Source organism: Colwellia sp. BRX8-9 (assembly GCF_014077245.1).
Classification (GTDB): Bacteria; Pseudomonadota; Gammaproteobacteria; order Enterobacterales; family Alteromonadaceae; genus Colwellia_A.
Genome location: NZ_JACGVN010000003.1, coordinates 98,183 through 120,313 on the forward strand (window position 1 = coordinate 98,183; position 22,131 = coordinate 120,313).

General features: G+C 36.7%; 17 protein-coding genes. 8 read left to right on the top strand and 9 right to left on the bottom strand.

All coding sequences use genetic code 11. The features are described 5' to 3' along the window. Positions 1-74: 74 nt before the first annotated feature. Positions 75-590 (top strand): fused DSP-PTPase phosphatase/NAD kinase-like protein, encoded by a 516-nt coding sequence (locus H4J70_RS03510; RefSeq protein WP_182250621.1) that lies wholly within the window; start codon positions 75-77, stop codon positions 588-590. Between the two features lie 177 nt (positions 591-767). Here the strand turns inward: H4J70_RS03510 and H4J70_RS03515 are convergent, their stop codons facing one another. The 3 genes from H4J70_RS03515 to H4J70_RS03525 all read right to left on the bottom strand — a co-directional run bounded on the left by H4J70_RS03515 (position 768) and on the right by H4J70_RS03525 (position 2,939). Beyond that, entirely contained in the window at positions 768-1,748 is a 981-nt protein-coding gene (locus tag H4J70_RS03515; protein WP_182217968.1) for an MDR family oxidoreductase, read from the bottom strand. 45 nt (positions 1,749-1,793) lie between these two features. Continuing rightward, positions 1,794-2,426: a TetR/AcrR family transcriptional regulator gene (locus tag H4J70_RS03520; protein WP_182217969.1), complete on the bottom strand. Its 633-nt coding sequence runs from the start codon at positions 2,424-2,426 to the stop codon at positions 1,794-1,796. Positions 2,427-2,498: 72 nt separating this feature from the next. Next, positions 2,499-2,939, bottom strand: a complete 441-nt coding sequence (locus H4J70_RS03525) for a MarR family winged helix-turn-helix transcriptional regulator (RefSeq protein ID WP_182217971.1) — start codon at positions 2,937-2,939, stop codon at positions 2,499-2,501. Positions 2,940-3,049: 110 nt separating this feature from the next. Between H4J70_RS03525 and H4J70_RS03530 the strand changes: the two genes are divergently transcribed. Then, positions 3,050-3,478 (top strand): organic hydroperoxide resistance protein, encoded by a 429-nt coding sequence (locus H4J70_RS03530; protein ID WP_182244090.1) that lies wholly within the window; start codon positions 3,050-3,052, stop codon positions 3,476-3,478. 61 nt (positions 3,479-3,539) lie between these two features. On the opposite strand, the gene H4J70_RS03535 is transcribed toward H4J70_RS03530, so the two are convergent. From H4J70_RS03535 to H4J70_RS03550, 4 genes are all read right to left on the bottom strand, one after another. Further along, entirely contained in the window at positions 3,540-4,562 is a 1,023-nt protein-coding gene (locus H4J70_RS03535; protein ID WP_259364953.1) for a phospholipase A, read from the bottom strand. Positions 4,563-4,669: 107 nt separating this feature from the next. Further along, positions 4,670-5,869 (bottom strand): sodium/glutamate symporter, encoded by a 1,200-nt coding sequence (gene gltS / locus H4J70_RS03540; protein ID WP_182217975.1) that lies wholly within the window; start codon positions 5,867-5,869, stop codon positions 4,670-4,672. Between the two features lie 217 nt (positions 5,870-6,086). After that, positions 6,087-6,872: a 2OG-Fe(II) oxygenase gene (locus tag H4J70_RS03545; protein ID WP_182243458.1), complete on the bottom strand. Its 786-nt coding sequence runs from the start codon at positions 6,870-6,872 to the stop codon at positions 6,087-6,089. Positions 6,873-6,951: 79 nt separating this feature from the next. Beyond that, complete coding sequence (locus tag H4J70_RS03550; protein WP_182250622.1) at positions 6,952-8,283, bottom strand: aldehyde dehydrogenase; 1,332 nt, start codon at positions 8,281-8,283, stop codon at positions 6,952-6,954. A gap of 136 nt (positions 8,284-8,419) precedes the next feature. On the opposite strand from H4J70_RS03550, the gene H4J70_RS03555 reads away from it, so the two are divergent. From H4J70_RS03555 to H4J70_RS03570, 4 genes are all read left to right on the top strand, one after another. Further along, positions 8,420-8,776: a winged helix-turn-helix transcriptional regulator gene (locus H4J70_RS03555; RefSeq protein ID WP_404842482.1), complete on the top strand. Its 357-nt coding sequence runs from the start codon at positions 8,420-8,422 to the stop codon at positions 8,774-8,776. A gap of 611 nt (positions 8,777-9,387) precedes the next feature. Continuing rightward, positions 9,388-10,275, top strand: a complete 888-nt coding sequence (locus H4J70_RS03560; RefSeq protein WP_182250624.1) for a flagellar motor protein MotB — start codon at positions 9,388-9,390, stop codon at positions 10,273-10,275. Positions 10,276-10,372: 97 nt separating this feature from the next. Further along, the gene (locus H4J70_RS03565) at positions 10,373-11,017 is read left to right on the top strand and encodes a motility protein A (protein WP_182250625.1); all 645 of its coding nucleotides are present in this window, start codon (positions 10,373-10,375) and stop codon (positions 11,015-11,017) included. 88 nt (positions 11,018-11,105) lie between these two features. Then, a complete protein-coding gene (locus H4J70_RS03570) occupies positions 11,106-11,336 on the top strand; it encodes a hypothetical protein (RefSeq protein ID WP_182250626.1) in 231 nt (76 codons plus the stop codon). On the opposite strand, the gene H4J70_RS03575 is transcribed toward H4J70_RS03570, so the two are convergent. Continuing rightward, a complete protein-coding gene (locus tag H4J70_RS03575) occupies positions 11,333-14,209 on the bottom strand; it encodes a serine/threonine-protein kinase (RefSeq protein WP_182250627.1) in 2,877 nt (958 codons plus the stop codon). The two genes, H4J70_RS03570 and H4J70_RS03575, sit on opposite strands and share 4 nt — an antisense overlap. 122 nt (positions 14,210-14,331) lie before the next feature. After that, positions 14,332-14,979: a hypothetical protein gene (locus H4J70_RS03580; protein WP_182250628.1), complete on the bottom strand. Its 648-nt coding sequence runs from the start codon at positions 14,977-14,979 to the stop codon at positions 14,332-14,334. Between the two features lie 203 nt (positions 14,980-15,182). Here H4J70_RS03580 and H4J70_RS03585 point away from each other — a divergent pair, with 203 nt between their 5' ends. After that, positions 15,183-16,817, top strand: a complete 1,635-nt coding sequence (locus tag H4J70_RS03585) for a S8 family serine peptidase (RefSeq protein ID WP_182250629.1) — start codon at positions 15,183-15,185, stop codon at positions 16,815-16,817. A gap of 49 nt (positions 16,818-16,866) precedes the next feature. Next, positions 16,867-22,074, top strand: coding sequence for a hypothetical protein (locus tag H4J70_RS03590; protein ID WP_182250630.1), 5,208 nt, complete (start codon positions 16,867-16,869; stop codon positions 22,072-22,074). The last annotated feature ends 57 nt before the right edge of the window (positions 22,075-22,131 follow it).

A 22,131-nucleotide genomic window follows, 5' to 3' on the forward strand; every position in this document is an offset into this window, starting at 1 on the left:
TTTTTACATCTTTGCATAAAGTATGTTCAAAACAAAAATCATATAAAGTTAATTCGCCAATTGGAAGTACACTAATGAATAAACAAGCAAGCGTAGTTTTTATCTTTTTAATTTTAATGTTCACTTTATCTGGTTTTAGCCAAGCTAATGACGTTAGTGATAAGCTCTCAGCCAAAAATGCTACACAATATAGCCAGCAATTTATTATTGGTGGGCAACCCAGCGAAAATGATCTCATTATGCTGTCAAAAAGTGGTATTAAAACGGTAATAAATTTACGGGGTAATGGTGAATTTGACGATTTTGACGAACAAGTTAAAGTAGAAGCCTTGGGCATGAATTATATTGCGATACCTATTAGTGGTGCCAGTGATATCAATAAAGAAAATCTCGCATTATTTACTGCTGCCATCACAAATAAAGAACAAGCTTTTGTTCATTGCGCCAGCGGTAACCGTGTTGGTGCTATGTTCGCATTAGATGCGCACTTCAATCACAATAAAAGCATTGATGAGGCGATTGTTACAGGAAAAAAAGCGGGGTTAACTAGCTTAGAAGCTACCGTTAAAAAAGTGTTAAAGACTCAATAAGGTTAACAATCCAGCTGTCTTTATGTCGTAAAGGCTCAAGAAATACTTGAGCCTTTACTCTTTGTCAGTTACAGCTAACTAAGATGTTCTATTATAAAAAATTTTTAATAGAACATCTTAGTTATGAGTAGAAACTTACAAAATATCAGTTTTTACTCATTTAACTTATAGCTTTCACTAACTGATATTAACAACCACTCGACCACGCACTTTTCCTGCCATTAAATCACTGGCCACATCGACAGCTTCTACCAAGGTGATGTCGGTAGAAATATCTTCAAAAATATCGGGGTCTAAAATATCAGCAAGTCGTTGCCATGCTTCAATCCTGTCTGCGAGTGGGCGCATCACACTATCAATACCCGCTAAAGTTATGCCACGTAAAATAAAAGGTGCAACAGAGGCAGGAAAATCCATGCCTTGCGCTAAACCACAGGCTGCAACAGTGCCACCATATTTCATACTCGCACAAACATTCGCTAACGTATGACTACCTACTGAGTCAATTGCGCCAGCCCAACGTTCTTTTGTCATTGGGCGACCAGGTTGCGATAACGTTTCACGGTCGATAACGGCTGATGCACCTAGTTTTTCTAGATATTTTACTTGATCAACGCGACCTGTTGAAGCAACAACTGTATAGCCTAATTTCGCTAGGATTGCGATTGAAAAACTGCCGACACCACCGTTTGCTCCGGTCACTAAAATTTCACCTTTATCTGGAGTGACGCCATTTTTTTCAAGTGCAATTACACAAAGCATCGCGGTATAACCTGCCGTACCAATAGCCATGGCTTGGCGTGGTGTAAATGCTTTTGGCAATGGGATCAACCATTCACTTTTTAATCGAGCTTTTTCAGCTAAACCGCCACAGTGCACTTCACCGACACCAAAACCATTGAGTAGTACACTATCGCCAACCTCAAACTTATCACTCTCAGTGTGTTCAACTGTTCCGACTAAATCGATACCGGGAACCATAGGGAATTGTCTAACTACCGGACCTTTACCTGTGATGGCCAAAGCATCTTTGTAATTAAGCGTGCTATGAGAAACTTTAACGGTAACATCACCTTCTGGCAGTAAGTTGTCGTCAATATCTTTAACTGTCGCGCGGTAACCTTGGTCGTCTTTTTCAATTAAAATGCCTTTAAACATCTGCTACTCCTTATTTAGACCGATCGTCTATAAATGATGAAAAAATTATCGGGGTAAACCGACTATGTAAAAATTCAGGTAATTATCTAAGGGTGAAGTATTTTGAACTAGCTTTGCTCTACTAACCGCGCCTTCCCAACCCATCCAAAAGTATTCAGCCAGTCGATCGCAATCTGCGTTTGGTGAGATTTGACCTTGCTTTTGTGCTGCTCTGAGACATGTAGCCAAGCGATGCTGCCAACAAAGGAATATATCAATCAATTGCTGTCTAAAACTTTCAGGAAGTAAATCAATTTCTTGGCCTAGATTGCCGATTAAACAACCACGCTTAAATTGATAGCGGACCATGCCTACTTTGGCGCTTTCAACGAAATGACTAATACGTGTTAAAGGAGGAAATGCTTCATCCAACAAACATGCATCTAACTTGTTAGCAAAATAATTAGCGTAGTTTTCAATGACCGCCTGACCAAAAGCTTCTTTGCTGGCAAAATAATGATAAAAAGATCCTTTGGGTACAGCCACTTTCTTTAAGATCTGATCAATTCCTGAAGAGGCAAAGCCATTTTCAGTGAGTTGTTCTAGACCACTGCGAATTAACTCCGCTTTGGTATCTTGATTTTCACGCGCTACTTTGGGCGGTCTACCGCGGCGTGCTTTAATTGCTGGAATATTCATTTATTAATAATAGACCGATCGTCTAGTTAATGCGAGTATTATTATTTTAACTGGTGGTTTATTTACATTTTGTTATGTTTTTATCGCTAAATCATTGACTACTAGGTCGAGTAATTCCATAAGTTGGCTGGCTTGTGTGCTGTTAATATGGGTAAATTTGCAACTGATTGTATTAGGAATACTTGCAGCCTTTATTTTTAATTCTTGCCCTTGTTGTGTTAATTGCACTAGGCGCTTGCGCTTGTCGTTGTCGTCTTTAATTATTTCTAGAAGGCGCTTATCAACCATTTTCTTTAAAATTTGTGTCATCGCCCCACCATCAATCATGGTTTTATCTAAAAGCTCAGCAATAGTTATTTTGTCATGCTCCCACAATGCCATCATGACCACATATTGTGGGTAAGTAATATTGAGTTCGCTTAATGGCTCACGGTAAGCGCGAACAATACTGTTTGATGCCATATATAATCGATGGCAAAGCTGGTTTTTAAGTTTTAATTGATCAAATGACATAATACTCTCCTGAAGGTTACATTTTAATTTGCACACAAAGTATTTGCAATCAGTATTTGTTTCCTATATATTTTGCATACAAAGTAAATATTAATAACTTGGAGTTTATTATGAACGTATTAGAAAACATTGCTTACACAGCAAAAGCAACAGCAACGGGTGGCCGCGCAGGTACAGCAAAATCTGATGATGGTCGCTTAGACATAACCTTATCTACGCCAAAAGGTTTAGGTGGAGATGATGGACAAGGTACAAACCCTGAGCAATTATTCGCTGCTGGTTATGCTGCTTGTTTTATTGGTGCACTTAAATTTGTTGCTGGTGAAGAAAAAATCAGTTTGCCGAGCGAAACTTATATTAATTCAGAAGTCTCTATTGGTGCTATTGAAGGTGGTTTTGGTATTGCGGTAAAATTAGCGATATCATTAGGTGATATGGATAAAGCACAAGCTCAAACAATGATAGATAAAGCGCATCTTGTGTGCCCTTACTCAAATGCGACACGTGGTAACATTGAAGTCGTACTTTCAGTAATTTAATATCCGACATAGTTTGACAATAAAGCACGCCTTTATAAAATAAAGCGCGTGTTTTTTTTTGCTATAAAATATCACTGAGTGAGATGCCAATACCAAACCTAGTTTGACTATAGTTATAATCGATAAGGCTTTCACCATAACCAGTAAACACCATTGCGTAGCCCCTTAATTTACCCCATAGCGGAAAAGTAAAACCAAGCTCAGCAGCGCCGTAATGACTACTGAAATTTTGTCGACCTTTGAAATTGAATTCATAGTCACGCCATTTATAGGCCATGCTTAACTCAAAGTTACCCATGTAATCTTCGATATCAGGGTTATCGTCTCCGTCGGGATCTAAAGCAAAAGTTTTTTCCTTCTCAGATAACCTTATCCAAGGTTTAATCGATAGCGCAAATTTTTCTTTCTCAAAAAGGATATGTGTGTAAATACGATTCCAACTACGTGATAAGTCTTGTGCTCGCCCGTTAGACTCGTGCTCTACCCCGACAATAAAGCCTGTATTACCTCCAAACGGATGCCAGTTAAGCGGTGCAAGATAGAATATTTCTGGCTGATAATTTGTTTCTCGAAAGGGTTTAGAAATGCCACTCGCATAAATTTGCCACCAGGCACTTAAGGTAAAAGCTGCGTAAAGCCCATCGCCTTCTATAAATATTTTGTCATAATTTAAGGGGACTTTAAGGCTTAGTTGAAATTTTGCTTCAACATTTTCTAAGTTGTCTTCATACCCTTCAAAGGATCTATATGCTTGCTTGTTCACTTTATTTGTTGTCATTGCTGGCAATACAAAATTCATTCTATGAGGAGTAAGCACATAAGGTTCAAACTCAGTCATTTTCTCACGTTTTATTCTATCGGTAATACCGCCTGTTCTACTCTGTAATTCTGTTTGCTCGGTCTTTTTTTGTTGTCTAGTGATATCATTTTCTTGGCTAGCACAAACAGATCTAATTTCACCAAGTGTCATCGATTCAGCGCCAAGGGTAAACAACTTCATGACGCATGACGCTTTATCTTGCTTAGCACTTACGTATGTCGAAACAAAAATTAATATAAATGCCAATGGCAGCGGATTTTTCATTAGAGTATTCCTTTAAGTAGACGAACAAAGCGAACATTTACAGCCGTTTTAAAAGCCAATAAGTCGCTAACGCTAAACTTTCTCGATGTAGGCAAAGTCAATGCGCTTTAAAAATTTAGGGCTATCCTGATGATAAAGGCATTAGTAATATCAACAAAAAATGCACCGACCAAAGGTAATATAATGAAAGCCATTGGTGCAGCGCCATGCGCTTTAGTCACCGCCGTCATATTCGCAATAGCGGTTGGTGTTGCCCCCAGCGCAAAACCACCAAAGCCGGCACTTAAAACAGCGGCTTGATAGTTTCGCCCCATTAATGGAAATAAAATATAAATAATAAATAACACCGCAACACAGGTCTGTACACCTAAAATTATAAATAATGGCCCGGCTAAATCAGCTAGGGTCCAAAGTTGCATACTCATCAGTGACATAGTTAAAAATAGGCTCAATGAAAAGTCAGAAACGATGGCCAATGAGCGAGTTCTAGCGGGCCAATGTAATTTAGGTAAGAGATGAGGAACCGTGTTGGACAGTAAAATTCCTGCTAACAGGCAAGTCACAAAAAGCGGTAATTTTAAACCCATCTCCATAAACATCTTATTGGCAAAAAAACCAATAATGATACAAATATGAATAACCAGTAATACCGCCATAAAACTCAGGTGGCTAAAGGACTCTGTATCCGTTTTATGATAAGCAATACCGATAGAAGGCTTTGCTGTTGATTCACTTGAAAGCTGGTACTTAGCCAATAAATATTTAGCAATAGGTCCACCAACTAAACTCGCTACAACAAGTCCAAGCGTAGCAGCTGCAACACCTATTTCAAGAGCATTAGGTACTCCAAGTTCAACAGCATCGGGAGCCCAAGCTATTGCTGTGCCATGACCGCCAATTAAAGAAACCGAGCCAGCCAACACGCCAATGGTTGATGGTAAATCAAGAAGTATTGCGCTGGTTATGCCAACAACATTCTGGATCACAATAAAAGAAAGGGTTAATACTAATAATATCAGCAGAGGTTTTCCCCCTTTAACTAAATCAGAAAACCTAGCGTTGAGCCCAATAGCGGTAAAAAAATAGACTAACAGTCGATCTCGGGTTGATAAGTCAAACGCTATTTCGCTACCCGTGAAAATATAGACTGCATAGATAAATAAAGCAGCAAGCAAGCCCCCCGTTACTGGCTCTGGAATATTAAAATCTCGGAGAAACTTAATATTTTTTGTTAAATACACACCCATAAAAAATACCACTATACCTATAGTGTAAGACATATAATTATCAAAGGGCATTTCAATCATAAGGTATATCCAATTTTACTTTTCCTCTCCATGGCAAGACTAAAAATAAGCGCGTCAATAAGGCTAATACTCATCTAACAAAATATCTCAGCTATATTGACTGATATTCTTTACGTGTTCAATAAGCAGTCACCTTAAAAGTTATTAGATTTGCTCTACCGACGACAAAGCACTTTTACACACGTCAATGTAAAGCGACTTGGCCATTGAGGAACACTTATAATTCAAATAAAACATCACTGCGAATGATATATTTAATCCCCTCAGTAATAGGTAGAGAGCTATGAATACATTGTAAAGGATGCATACCATGAGGAAAACATAATATACCGCCTACTGGGGTTCGAACATCGACATTTTTAACCCTGTCATTTCTTGATGCTGGCTGGTTGGGATCATCAGCATTGACTAAAAAACGTGTCTCTCCACCTTGAAAGTCTTCACTTAATAAGATTAAAAAAGTCATTTCACTATATCGGTCAGAATAAGCATTAGTGACTAGCTCGTCACCAATAATGCGACTACCCGGCCAAGAGCCATCAGAATGAGGCTTAAAGTAGTCAGCAGGGTTATAACGATAGAATCTAAAACGAGCATTGATCCCCAACGCTTTACGACCACCAAAAATAGCCTGTCGGTCGTCCATTAAATGCGCAATTCGTTGCCAAATAGTGCCATCAGTTTGTTCATCAACTATCCAGGTTAAACTGTCATTGTGTCGAACACTGCGCGGTAAAGAAACGGCAGCATCTGGCAAGAAACCTAATTGTTCACTAATATCGATAAGCTGCGCGCACTCATCTTTGCTCAAGACATTCAATAATTGAAATGCTCCAGGCACCTCTATCAGTTCTCGACGTTCAATATGACTGATATCAAAATCTTTGCTCAAATTAGCAGGATTAACCTGACGGTTCCCCCATGCAGGTAAAGCCGGGTGCTCTGCGCCGGCTTCTAATGCGGCGACAAAAAAGTCAGTGTTTGTGTCTATTGTTTGTTTCATATTTTACTCTTTCAATAATGGGTATACTGGCCTTAACGCATTTGCTTAGTTAAAGGGTTGTGCTGACCATAGTGTATTGCTATTGGTTGATAATGCGTAACTGGGTAAACTGGCGATGACCAGCTGCCGTGCCATGAAAACCAAAACCACTTTGTTTCGCCCCAACCCAAGGTCCAAGGCCTCCAGCGCCTTGATTAATAGCGACCATCCCCGCTTCCATTTGCTCTGCAACCTTATTAGCACCATCATGACCAAAAACCACAGCACCTAAACCATATGAGCTGGCATTGGCTCGTTCAACCGCTTCAGACAACTCATTAAAGCGACTAATAGCCACCACAGGGCCGAAGGTTTCATCTTGCTCTAAAAGCATATTAGCGGTAATACCAGTGACAACAGTAGGCTGTATATAAGGCAACTCGTAGTGATGTGTCCCTAATAAAAATTTTGCACCTTTAGCGTGTGCATCTTTAAGTTGCGATAAAACATGAGCATGCTGCTTAGGATTAACAATCGGGCCAAAGTTGACATGTTTTTGATCCCAAGCGCCCACTTGATAACGATTAGCTAAAGCCGTAACTTTCTGCTCGAATTCATCGGCGATCTGCTCATCAACATAAATGCGCTCGGTAGACGTACACATTTGCCCGGCATTTTCAAAAGAACTTGCAACAGCAAATTGTACCGCTTTGTTAATATCTGCGTTTGCCATCACAATAAGCGGATCGTTACCACCCAACTCCATAACTAAGCGTTTAAGCCCTGCTGCTGCACTTGCCATAATATGCTTACCAGCCGCGAGTGAACCGGTAAAGGCGACCATATTAATATCGGCTTCAACTAAAGCTTTGCCGGTATCTGCATTACCGTGCACTATTTGTAATACGTTTTCAGGTAATAATTTATTGAGTGTATTAACAAAAAGTTCAGCAACCAAAGGTGTTTCTTCTGATGGTTTTAACACCACACTATTACCTGCAATTAATGCAGGTAACAGCAAGTTATTCGCCATGGCCAGTGGATAATTCCAAGGCGATATAACCGCAACCACACCTAAGGGGCGATATTGCATTTGCGCATTGTTTCCTATCGCCTCACTTTTGAGCGCTTGCACTATTTCTTCAGTAAAATAAGAGGCGTTCTGAACGGTACCCGCCACTTCATAACTTGCTCTTCGGTGATCTTTGCCCATTTCTTGGCTAATTAATAAAGCCAGTTCGTCTTCAACCATAGCCAGCCCTTTATAGGCCTTGTCTACACTTTGTTGACGTTGTTCAAGAGACAGTGCCGACCAAGCTTTTTGCGCTTGTTGTGCACGTAACACAACCTCTGTCATTTGTGGGGCTTGAGTAACAGGGACTTCGCCTAAAGGCGATCTATTAATGGGATCGTATGAGATAAGTGTTGGCATAAAATAGTTTCCTAAAACTGCATTAACAATAATGCATCGAGAGAGTAAATTGGCTATATAGCCACATTATGCTAGAGTGGTTAATTAAAGCAACCAGTATACTTTTAGTAACCACTAAGATAAAAATAGAATAATGATTACAAAAACAATAAAAACAACAAGTAACGCAAAAAAAATAAATTCACAAAGCTGTGAAGAACCCTGTCTAATTGAACGAGGTATGCGCGTTTTAGGGGGAAAGTGGAAAGCCTCTATCCTTTGGCATTTAAAAGATGGGCCCGTGCGCTTTAACGAATTATCTCGCATGTTAGGGGGCGCAAGTAAAAAGATGGTTGATCAACGCCTTAAAGAATTAGAAGTTCAAGGCTTAGTAACGCGTGAAGTTATTAGCGATCGTCCTATTGCCGTCGCGTATGAAATCACCGACTTTGGCCGAACCGCATTAGATATTTTAGAAAAGCTCAAAGATTGGACACAAGCAAACAATATTTAATTATAAAGCGGCGCAGTTGCCACGGCATTACAGTAAATTATAGCCCTTTATATAGAAAACTAGCCGGCGCTATACTTTAACCTGGGCTTAGGCCTGGGACTAACAAACAGAATGATCCAAAACGTTAAAGAATCTATTTGAGTGTTATCTTAAAAGGTGCCATTTTTATTAAGAGTAAAGCTTAAATTTAAGCAAACCAAATTAATCCTAATTAAGTATCCATATGATTACTCTATTAAGCTTTAAGCACTAAAATAGCCTTGCTCTTCAAAACTAGTTTTATTGTTTGTTTTTATTAAAGCAATTAATCTAAATCCGGGGAACTTCACCAGATAATGAACCCTTACAAATTACTTCTCATAAACGTTAAAAATCAAGCCGTAAAATTAATCGAAATCACCGACAGCAGAGATTATAATTTACAGGCTCGGATAAAAGTCAGAATCGAATATAAATTAATAAAAGGATTACGTTTTATCTTCGTTAAATAACTGAACTCATAAATACAAAACTTATATGAGGGTATTCAAGTTAAATTCGTATATCCCATAAGAGATTCCCTGCCATTAATATTAATCCTAATTAGAAGTAATTAGGATTTACCTTTACCAATGCAAGACGAACTCATAATCCAACCCTCGAATGGGTGGTTGGCAACATTCGCAGACCTAATGTCCTTATTGATGTGCTTCTTTGTTTTACTTTTATCTTTTAGTGAAATGGATGTACTTAAAATGAAAGAAATTGCGGGGTCTATGCGATTTGCTTTTGGCGTTCAAAATAAAATACCAGTAACAGATATTCCAAAAGGTACAAGTATTATTGCTCAGGAGTTTTCACCCGGAAAACCTCAAGATACACCAATAAATACGGTGCGTCAGTTTACGATGAACACCTCAGAAAATAGTATTGAATTCCAATCTGGTGAAAAACGCACCGTGGGTGGAAAAACCGATAAAATAAAAAAATCTCCCGATGAAAACATAAAAGAAAATAAAGCACTTAAGCTTTTAGCAGAAAAAATTAAACAAAAATTAAGTGCTCAAATAGCAAATAAGCAAGTCGAATTAGAGAATTTAGGTGATGTGTTAGTTATTAGAATAAATGAACGAGGATCATTTGCAGCTGGCTCAGCTTTCTTACAGCCAAAAATAAAACCTTATATCGCTAGTATTATTTCGGAGTTAAATAAAACAGCGGGAGAAATTCGAATTTCAGGCCATACCGACTCTCTTTCAATTAATAATGAACTGTTTTCAAATAATTGGGAACTTGCAGCTGCTAGAGCAATAAGTGTAGTTAAAATTTTTGCTGCAAACACGCACTTTGATACATCACGTTTAGTTGTTGAATCTTTAGCTGCAAACAAACCTTTATTAGATAATAACTCAGCTATTGCTAGATCAAAAAATAGGAGAGTAGAAATCACTATTTACCAAGGAAAACCAAAGTTCTCCCCTAATTATTCACTAAATAAAGGAAAAAGTAATAATGGATAAGAATTCATTCCTAGGCTTTGCACTCGTAATCATAGCCATTGTTTTTGGGATCATGTTTACTGATATTTCTTTCATAGCTTATTTGAATGTACCTTCAATGTTCGTTGTTTTCGTAGGAACTTTTGGTGCGGTGATGATGAGCTACCGATACGATGTTTTTATTAATTCAATTAAAAATATCAAACATGCATTTTCACAAAAGGAAGTTAAGTTATCTTCAACTATTGAGGAATGTTCAGAACTCGCTCAGGCAGTAAGAAGTGAAGGGGTATTAGCGGCTGAATCATACACAACCGCAGATCCATTCTTTCAAAAGTCGCTAGCTATGTTGGTTGATGGTCTTGACGATACCAAATTAGAGGAAAGCCTTTCTAAAGAAATATTTCTAACTAGAGAACGAAATAATTCCTCGATTAAAGTGCTCAATTCCTTTTCTGAACTTGCACCTGCACTGGGTATGATAGGTACGCTTATTGGACTTGTCGCTATGCTAATGAATATGGATGACCCTAAGTCTATTGGCTCTGCGATGGCGGTGGCTCTACTGACAACATTATATGGTGCCTTAATGGCTAATTGTTTTTCATCCCCTCTAGCTAAAAAGTTATCAGAAAGAAGTCTTGAAATATATCAACATCAATCGCTTGTCAAAGACGCTGTGGTCTGTATATCAAAAGGTGAAAATCCAAGGTATACAGTCGAATATATTCAAACCTACTTGGATCACAAGTATCGAAAATAAGTTCATTTCGTACCTATCGTCAATACGCTTCTCTAGAAAGAATTTACATACACGGAGCGTGTTTATTTAAAGGATTTAAAGGATTAAAATGAGTAAAACCAATGATTTTCTTACACTAATAACTAGCTCAAGTAATATTATAAGACGGCTTGTGATCGGCGTTTTATTAACAATACTTGTTGGCTGTTATTGTATTATCGCTATTGAATTCAAACACGATGTATTTATTCTGGTGCTTGGTGCTGCCACCATGTTTGCATCACTATGGTTAGTTATAAAAATAAACAAGTTGTTGCTTAAAGTAATGGACAATAATTAATTCATCGCAAACAAATCTGGCCGAATTGTCTTTAGAACATCCAACTTATTTTTAGCTTTTTCTAACCAATAATTATCTTCGCTACTGATTTTAGAGAAAAAATCTATAATTTTAATATTGAGCGATTTAGCTTCTTCGAATTTATTATTATCCAATAAGCTCTGCTGATACGCCCAAACATCGTCACTATAGAAACTTACTGCAGTTAAAAAATAATCTGTAGCATCTGGTAAAATTTTATCCCAATACTTTAAAGCTTCTTTATTCTGGTTATTGTAACTAAGCAAGGAAGAATAAAACCAAATTTTTCCTATTTGTAAGTTGTTAATTTCTTCCTGATAAGTGTTTTCCCAATAAGTAATTGCTTTACTCCAACTCTGACTTAATCCTATATCAAGAGCCTGCATTTCGTTCACTAAAAAATTCATATCACCGGCACTAACAACTTGTAATTGGACATCATGTTTAGCGAGATAAAGGGCTTCCTTTACATACAACTTAGCTTCCTCTTGTCTATCCATTGCAAACAACATAAAAACGAATTGTCTTAGCTCATTGTAATATCCAACTTTTAGCGGGATAGTGATTCTTTCAGGATCTATTTGGTCGTATGTTTGTTTAACTTTACGATAAATTTTTTCAAACGGTTCAAGCTGTCCATAAGTATATTTTATTCGAGCAGCAAGTAGCATTCCTTTAAAGTAATTAAAGCTTTGTCTCCCTCCTAGGCGAAGGTATAACTCAAGCGCCTTATTATTGAACATTTCAGATTCAATAAAATTTTTATCGTCAAAGCTTTTAGTTGCAAGTTTATAATACCAATTGGCTGAAATTACATTATTTTCTCCCAAGGTAGATATAATTTTATCTAACTGACCCGAGATTAAATTTTTAGCCGATGAACTATTCGCACCTTCAGTTTCAAAGTACAAAGAAGATAATTCACTGATGATCTGTAATTTTAATTCGTAATCGCTACCTGTAAGGGGTAATGCTTGTCTTAATTGTAGAATAAGTGTTTTAATACCTTGTTGGTATTTTTCTAAGTTTATTGCTCTAGAGCCATCCCCTGTGTATTCGACCCAGAGTTTTCTGCTTTCATCTTCAACGTCGTAAAGTACCAGACGAGCTTTGTCATTACCTGTCAGCTGTCCAGTTAAAGCTTTCGCTTTATTTCTGTATTTTTCATACAACTCGCTGCCTGAGTAATTTCTAGAAACTAAATCGGCCAACTTTAAATATGTCGATAATCTATTTCGTATAGAAATAGGATACTTTTCATCGTGAGCAAGCAACTGATTAAAAACGATCTCTGCCCTTTTATTTTTACTTTGCCCTCTCAAGCTTCTAGCTAAAGTTAATAGTACTTGCCCATACTGTTTTGGAGTTAACTTATCCTTATTCCTTAGTACCTCTTCTAAAAGACTTTCTGCCTGTTGGTTATAACCAATACCGCTATAGCTTTTAGCTAATACTGTTAACAAATGATACTTAACCTCATCACTAATACTTTGTGATGACTTAATCGTTTGCTCACCTTTGGTTAAAATATCAATAGCCTTTAAATCAGAATTCCCACCATGGCTGGGATCTGTTGCTTCAAACATTGCAGACAGTTGATTAGCAACTTCTAAGGCATTGTTTTTTTCTTTTTCTATTTGAATATTTTGTTGCCAAAATAATACTGAGGCTGAGAGAGATATCAACAATACAAACGCTTGTGCGGGAGAGCGTGCCAACCATTTTTTAGCGTTATAAATACGACTGTTGCTTTTAATACTAATAGGCCGCTTTTTTAAATAACGGTAAAGATCACTACTGAAATCAGTTAATGTTTTATAACGTTGCTCTGGCGATGGAGACAACGCCTTTTTAACAATATCATTGATGTCACCCGTTAATTGCCACTTTGCTTTAAATGAGCTGACTTGACTGATTAATGATGGGACTTGCCCTTTAACCACTTGCTCAATAATTTCATTTATTGCGTGTTTATCTCGAGAAAAAGGTGTTCGTTCAGTGAGTAATTGGTGAAGAAGAATAGCCAAAGAATACTGGTCTGTTTGCAATGTTAATTTATCATTCTTGAGTTGCTCAGGTGAGGCATAATTAATACTGAGTGCACGCAGGTAACGCTGAACCATTTTCTGATGTGGGCTTGTGCTGTCACCGTGAATTAGCTTGGCGATACCAAAATCTAAGACTTTTACCACACCCTCATTATTGACCAGAATGTTTCCCGGTTTTATATCGGTATGGGCAATATTTAACAGGTGTGCTTTGCTAATGGCATCACACACGTTTAAAAATAATTTTAGACGTTGCTTAATCGTTAGCTTGTTTTGTTGGCAATAAACATCAATAGCGATGCCATCAACATATTCCATGGCAAAATAATGATGACCATCTGCTGATGTTCCGGCATCAAGTACATGGGTAATATTTTGATGGTTTAGTTTTGAAAGAATATAAGCTTCGTTGTGTACAAGGTTTTCACCGATTAAATGCATGATGGATGGATATAGAAACTTAATAGCGACTTGTTGTGCTAATTTTCCGTCGGTTCGGGTGCCGGCATAAACAACTCCCATGCCACCTCGACCAATAACCTCTTTTAAAGTAAATTGACCGACCACAGTTCCCGATAAGTGTTCAACACCATCGTCACCGGTCATATCTTTAGCATGACCCGCTATAAGCGTACGCCACTGGGTATTCTCATCGGAAGATTGATAACAGTCAAGTAACGCAATGAGTTCAGCTTTATCGGCTGAGTCATCATTAAAATGTTGATTAAGGTAGGACGTTCTTTCTTTTTCGGTTAGCTCAATTAGACAATTAAAATGCTCGTAAACATTAGTCGTTTCTTTCATTTATTTATTTTCATACAAACCATTTAAAATCTGTATAGATAATAGAAATAACAAACGGTTAAGTCAACTTGCCCTTTCGTTAAAAGACTAATAATTGCAGTAATTATTACACTTTTACATTATCAATTATATTTTAGTAAATAGGCGACTTTAGAATTGATTTGCTCTCCTATAATACTCGCTCTTCGAATGAGCCTCATATAAAAGCACACGACGATTTGGATCATAATAAAATTTGTAACCATTATACTGCCAAGATCAACGTGGCCATAACGACCAAATATCCAAGGATAAGAAACCAGTAAAGCTAATATCAAACAACTTACCCCTGACAGAAGGATCTCTTTGAAAACAGGACTCATATCGATCAGTTTATATGCGTTAAAAATAATGATTGATCCACCTATAAATATTATAGGGCCAAAAATAACGCCCAATAGTGAAGTAATAAATGCGGCAAAAATTGCAACACCATGATAAAAAAAACTCAATAGAGTTATATGCTCATTTTCTACAAAGGCACCTGATTGGTCCCACTCCCCAGTATTAATATTAATTAGCCTTACTATTTCTCCCGTTTTTATATTACTTATCACTTTCATTCGATGTCCGGGTTTGAAGCTAACATCTAAGTCATTAAATTTTAAACAACACTTTTGTTTTGTTAGTAAATTAGTCCCCCATATATCTTGAGAGCTATGAAAACTTATATAATTATTAATACGCTCTGTTTGGATATTTACTTCACCATAAAATGACGAATAATACATATCTATCCCTGAGTATTTTACAATATACTCTTAACTTCGAATATTCACTCAGTTCAAGTATTTGAAAGTTATATAATTGAGGGTTTGTATTTAATTCTCGTATCTAGAACAAATATCAACACTTCCACATATTACAACCCAATATAATAATCTTAGTAGCGAATGAATTTACTAAAAATCACCTCTAGCTTAAGGTCAGTATAATGAAAATTTTAGGTATCGCGTTATTGGCTCTAGTTTCTATTTCCATTTATGCTAGCGAAATTCGACTTATTAATACTAATGATGGAACCATTATTTATGTAACTAAGGATAGGTTGAATGAGTATGTTGGTGATAATGGTGAATACGAGGTTGATATGCCTATTTCACTTCCAACTCCTTCAGTAGAGCGCATTAACTTAAAAAACAATCAATCACTTGAACAGCAACAAAGAAAAAACTTTAGTGTGATATCCCCCTCTTTAGATTATATTGTCGGCGAAAAACCCATAACTTTACCAACAGATCCGAGTTTCTATTTACAATATTTCTGGGAAAAACCAACAACTTATTATTATGCTCAAAGTGACATAAGTAGCACCCATGGAACAATAATACCTCTAGCAAAGCCAAGAGTGGGTATAGTTGATTCTGGATTTTGGGAAAATTCTGATTTAGCTTTTAGTGAAGGATATAATTTTGTAGATATATCTTCAAAGGGACTTTCACCTAATGCGAGCTGGCAAATGCTTGGAAATACACTAGCTGAACGTGAGGCATGTGGTTTTGCACATGGTACTGGTGTAGCAAGTGTCATAGGTGCCATAACCGATAATAGCAGCGGTATCGCTGGTATAGCAGATGTTGATTTAATTGCAGGTAAAGCAATGGAGTGTGGAACAGGTTATTTCTCTAATGCAATTGATGCAATGAACTGGATGTCAGGTGAAATAGTGGGCTCGGCTCCAGACATTAGTGAGCCTGTCCAAGTTATAAATATGAGTTTAGGTGGTGTAGGTGAATGTAAGGCTTACATGCAAGCAGGTATTGACAACATCCTTTCAAAAGGTATATTAATTACTGTTTCTTCGGGTAATGATGGGATTGATGCTTCCAATCATTATCCTTCTAATTGCAAGGGTGTAATAACAACATCGGCATTGACTCGCACAGGTGAATTATCTTCTTTCTCTAACTTTGGCACTACAAATGACGTAGGAGCTTTAGGTGTAAGTGTATATGCTTTAGGTCCCGCAGATGGTGCAGTCTACGGATGGGATGGTACAAGCTTCTCTTCACCTATTACCGCAGGTATTTTAGCACGTACAATTGCTAGATATCCTAATATTCCAACCACAACTATTAAATCATTACTCTTTCAAAGTAGTGGTGAATTCAACCCTACCCTTAACTGTTCAATAAAGGGCTGTGGTATTGGCGTTTCTAATGCTACAAATCTAGACAACATGGCTAAGAGTTACAATTCAGGTGATATTTTCACCTTTAAATCAGCCTTAGCTGAAATGCCTTTTTGTGATAAAACAAAGTATTTTACTTTTTCAGGTGATAAAGCAAGATTGTGCGCTTTAACAATGATTGTATTTACCGATGATGTTCACTACAGCGCCAATGACTCCTATGCGTTATATAAAGTAGCAAAAGGCGATGATCTCACGGTCACTAATGGAACACTTGTCCTATCTACTAACGATAAGACCTCTATTGCTGGAAGTAGTGATATTGACCTTGCTGTTTATAATTATGGATTTCGTGTTTGTACAGCAGACACATGTAAATTAGAGGAACTAATCCCTGCAAACTTATCACATTATAATTCCCCGACAGCATGTAATTAACCCCTCTACTTTCATTAATGAAACAACATCAGCCAACATGGAATATCTCATGAATAAAACTTTATCTATATTATTACTCAGTTCCATATTATATGCCTGTGGCGGTAGTGAGAGCACTTCAAAGACTGAGATTATTGAACAGCCACAGATAGCTACAATCGATCTTTCTTTAGGCGCTATTGTAGACTATTTCGATGATAATTCTATCTTGTACATTCCTGTTGTTGTTACATACTCTGGCACTAAGAGTATTTCTCATGATGTTTCATCAAGCAATAGAGGCCTTGTCAAAACAAATTACTATAATAACCAACTAACTATTGACGCAAGAGACTTGGTGGGTGAGGAATTTGAAATTATTAATGTCACTTATACCATCTCTGATGGCGAAGTTAGTGACACTAAAAATTTCTCATTTACCTTAAACAATACATCTGGCGCTTGCGAAAGTGATTGTGAAACTGATGAACCTACAGAGCCAGATCCAGAGCCTGATCCAGTACCTCTTGTTTTCACAACTTACTTAGAGCGTCAATCAAGAATGAATGAGGATTCTATTGTTACTATGCCTTTTTCTTTTGAGTATAACGGTGAAGGTGATGTTGTTATTAATGCTACTCTTGATGTCGATAGTGATATTGCTGAAGTTTCCTTTGATGATAGTAACATTGCAGTTACATCAAAGAAGATGAAAGGCACAGATGGAAGAACAGTTAATGTAACATTTACAGCGACTGCTGGTGAAGAAGTTCGCACAATAGTACAAGCGGTAACAATCCTAAATAACATTCCTGATAATTTTTCAATATCAATTAAACCTTTATTATCAGTTGATGAAAATAGTAGTGAGTCTATTGCTATTAACGTTAACTATGATGGTGACGCAGTAACTTCTCACTTAATATCAGATGATAGTGACTACCTATACTCCTATATTGAAGATGGAGAAATCAAAGTGGTTACTCAGCATATTCCTTGGAGTGGCGATGAGAAAGTTACACTCACACTTACTTCAAAAGCTGCTAATCAAACCATTACTAATACGTTCAGTGTTGTTATTAACAATGTCGTACCTGATACTATTTCTATTGAATACCAAAATATTTCAGTTGTTAACGAAAATACAGAAACATCACTTCCTTTTACCGTTAATTATGAGGGTAGTGGCATAACTTCATATGGCGCTGTATCAAGTGATACTAGCCTTATCATTGTAACAATGAAAAACGGTATTCTTAGTTTGACTACAAGTAATTCCGTACCTACATCCAATGTTTCTGTAAAAATCACTGTTAACGCAGTTGCTGACGGCGTTGTTTTTACTGAATCGTTCTTTGTTAGTGTACTAAGTGTAATTACTGACGAGTTATCTTTAAGCTCAATTGGATTAAGCACCTTAAATGAAAAAAGTCGTACAAGTATTCCTTTTGACACTTCTTATACTGGAACGGGCACAGTAACTTATGAAGCCTATTTAAATAACAACCAGAATGCAGAAGTGTCGCTTAATAATGGAATATTAATAATTAATGCAGGTAAATTGTCTGGCGATAATAATCAAAACCTTGTCGCTTATATAAAGGCAACTGACGGATATATTACCGAATTACTTGAGCTGCCATTTACCTTAATCAACAATGCCGCTGACGTTTTAAGGATTTTAGAGGATGATTTAAATGACGTTGCTGAATCGTCAACATTATCTTTACCCTTCCCTATTGAATACGATGGTGAAAGAGAGCTAGTTTATCAAGTTCAGAGCAATAACCCGCTTTTGCAAGTTTTTGTAGAACAGGGAATATTAACAATTACCACTTCTGATGTGCCTTATGCTTCTGATAGTGATGTAAACATTACTTTATCTGCCTCTGATGGTTTTATTAGAGATAGTCATGTTTTTGATTTCAAAATAATTAATAATGCACCTGATACGCTTGAACTCCAATTAGGTGATGATATTGATATCAATGAGAATTTAATCTCTGAAGTTGTCATGACAGTAAACAAAACAATAAATACACCCATTACTTACACTACAACATCTTCAAATGAAGAACTAATTTCTGCTCGTATTGAAGATCATATCTTATACCTAACTTCTTATGACAAGGTAGGAAGAAACAATGAAGATGTTGAAATTACAGTTAATGCCCTACAAGGTTCTCTTGAAAGCAGTGATTCTTTTATTGTTACTTTAAATAATAATATCGAAGATTCTCTTGAGTTCAATGTAGATAGTAAAATAAAACTAGCTGAAAACGCTACAATATTAAGCAATACGTCATTAACTTATAGCGGTAAAGATAATGTGACCTATAGTATTATCACTAAAAATGCTTTTGTTACAGCATCACTATCTCAAGATATTTTAACAGTCAACAGCAACAACGTATCAGGAATTGGAAATGTTAGTGATGTTATAACTATCATTGCTACGGACGGCTATGTATCTGACACACAAAAAATTAACGTTGAAGTTGTAAACAATGAAAGTGATGAACTCACCATAGATCTAACTTCACCTTCGACAATCAATGAAAACAGCACAACGGAAATCCCTGTAACTATTAACTATTCTGGTGATCTTCCTTTATTAAGTGAGCTTGAGGTTAGCGATAGCAATCTTGCTTCAGTTACTTTTGAAAATAATATAATCAACATATCCACAAACGATGTTATCGGACGCACAAACGAGTCATTAACTATCACATTACTCTTTACTGACGGTGTAGTGTCTTACAACAAGTCTTTCTCCTTACTGGTTAATGATACTACTGAAATCACACTAACAACTGACATTGAAGCGTTAGGTGAGATGAGTGAGTCAAGCGAAGAACGTTTACTTATCAGCACTAATTACAATGGATACAGTCAATTAAAATATTCACTATCAAACGAAAATGCGGCTTTGAGCGCTAGTTTAGATGGAAACTACATTGTTGTTAATTCAAGTAGCATTAACGGCACTATTAAGGAATCTGTGAGCTTAACCCTAACGGTGACAGATGGAACATTAAGTACTGATACAACGATATCCTTTAGTATATTAAACGACACACTTAATACTATAGGGATTACGAGTATTGACAGTTTAGTTGTTGATGAAAATGAATCAGGTTCAATACCTTTTACCCTATCCTATTCAGATATATTTACGCTAGTCGAGACTGTTACTTCTAATAACAACAATATGAGTGTTTCGCTTTTAGATGGAAAAATTGAATGGACTACTGAAGATGTTAATTCAATGACTAATGTTGTAATCACCCTATCTGTCACTGACGGTACTGTGACTACTGAACATGATATTTTAATTACTATTAATGATAACTCTTTAGCACTTGATATCGCTAATTTAAATACTTTAAATGAAGCTATTGTACATCAACTATCGTTTTCACTGTCATATTCGGGGACTGATAAAATAACATACACAGCTACTTCAAATGATAATAGTGTTGCTACCGCTTCTATAAACTCAGAGACCAAAAAATTAATTATCACAACGAAAGACATTAAAGGAGCTTCTTTTCGTGAAGTTACTCTAACTATAACTGCCACAGATGGTGTTATTACTGGTTCGGACAGCGTTACCTTCAGTGTCGTAAATAGCAATATCAACACTCTCTCAATCAACGAAATTTCTGACGTAAATATGACTGATAATAGCTATATAAGTCGATCTGTTACAGTTAACTACTCAGACGATTACCCTTTAACTTATAGTGCCACATCCTCTGACAAGACTGTTCTTACAGCCACTTTTAATGGCACATCATTAGTATTGAATTCAGTTGAATTAACTTCTGACGAAAGTGTTACCGTAACCATCACGGCAACTGACGGCGCTATAACAGCAACAAAAACTATTGCAGTAGTCGTTAATGATGACGACCTTATTCTGAATATCGATACTTCTGTTGATAGTGAAATCAGCGAAAGCAACTCCAGCGATTACAATATTACAGCAAATTATAATGGGGTAAACACGCTTTCATACAGTGTTTCATCATCTAACACATCTGCGGCAACAGCAGCTATTTCAGACCGCACTTTAACAATTATTACCCATGCCATTAGCGGCTCTGTAAGTGAAGTTGTTACATTGAACATTACGGTAACGGATGGTTCTACTAGCGACACAATAAGTGTTACCTTTAACGTACTTAATGATGCTATTAACACCATATCAATAACGGGTGCCTCTGATGACACCCTAAATGAGAACAGCGCTAAAACATCTTCAATAACGGTTAGTTACAGTGATACCAATCCCTTAACTTATAGTATTACAAGTAGTAATACTTCGGCACTTGATGTTTTATTTGATGGCTCAATGATGACTTTGACAACAAAAGAAGTCACAAGTGATACTGATGTTAATGTAACACTTACAGTTACCGATGGTATTGTGACTGCTTCTAAGACAATATTAATCAACGTAAAAGATACGATAGCAAACACGTTATCATTTGACCTTACACCTTTAACCACTATTGAAGAGTCCAGTACTGATACGATATCAATTTCTATTAGCTATACAGGTAGTGATGTATTAACTAAAACCGTTTCTTTCTCAAATGCCTTTGCTTCAGGGAGTATTTCAGGAAGCACTCTTACTGTTAACTCCGCAGATCAAACAGGTGGAGAAACCCAAGAAGTAACGATTGAAGTAACAGTAACTGATGGAACATTAACGGAAGTTAAAAGCTTCTCATTAACTATCAATAACACCTCGTACAGCGCTACTGTAGATTCTATTAAGACTAAGCAATTATTAGCTGGCGGATTACCTAGCTATAGTGAATCACTCACAATGTTAAACTTCCTTTCTGATAAAGGTTACTTAGATCAAAACCTAGATACTGACACTTACAACGCTTTACTAACAAGCATTGAGACTAACTTAGCAGCGTCTTGGGTTGATTTACAAGCTGAAGCTGAAGTTGTGACCGGTTATTCATATGGTGGAAAAACGGAAGCGGAAATCGACTTAACATTAATAAACTGGGAATTAGTCGTTGAAAGTTACATTTCAACAGTAAAAACATTATTACTAGACCTAAACAGCAATGGTGTTAACTTTGTTGATAGTAATAGCATTGACAACTTATACAGTAATGGCACAAAAAGTTCGTTATTTCATTTCAACACTAACCTAGGATCTTTTAGCGGTGCCACATGGAATTACAATAACAGCAATGCATTTATAGCTGAGATTATTCCAAGTGATGCGCTTTGCTACACTTCTCCTTAATCAATTAAATCATTAATATAGAAATCTTATGAGGGTATTAACCTTAACTTTGTTATT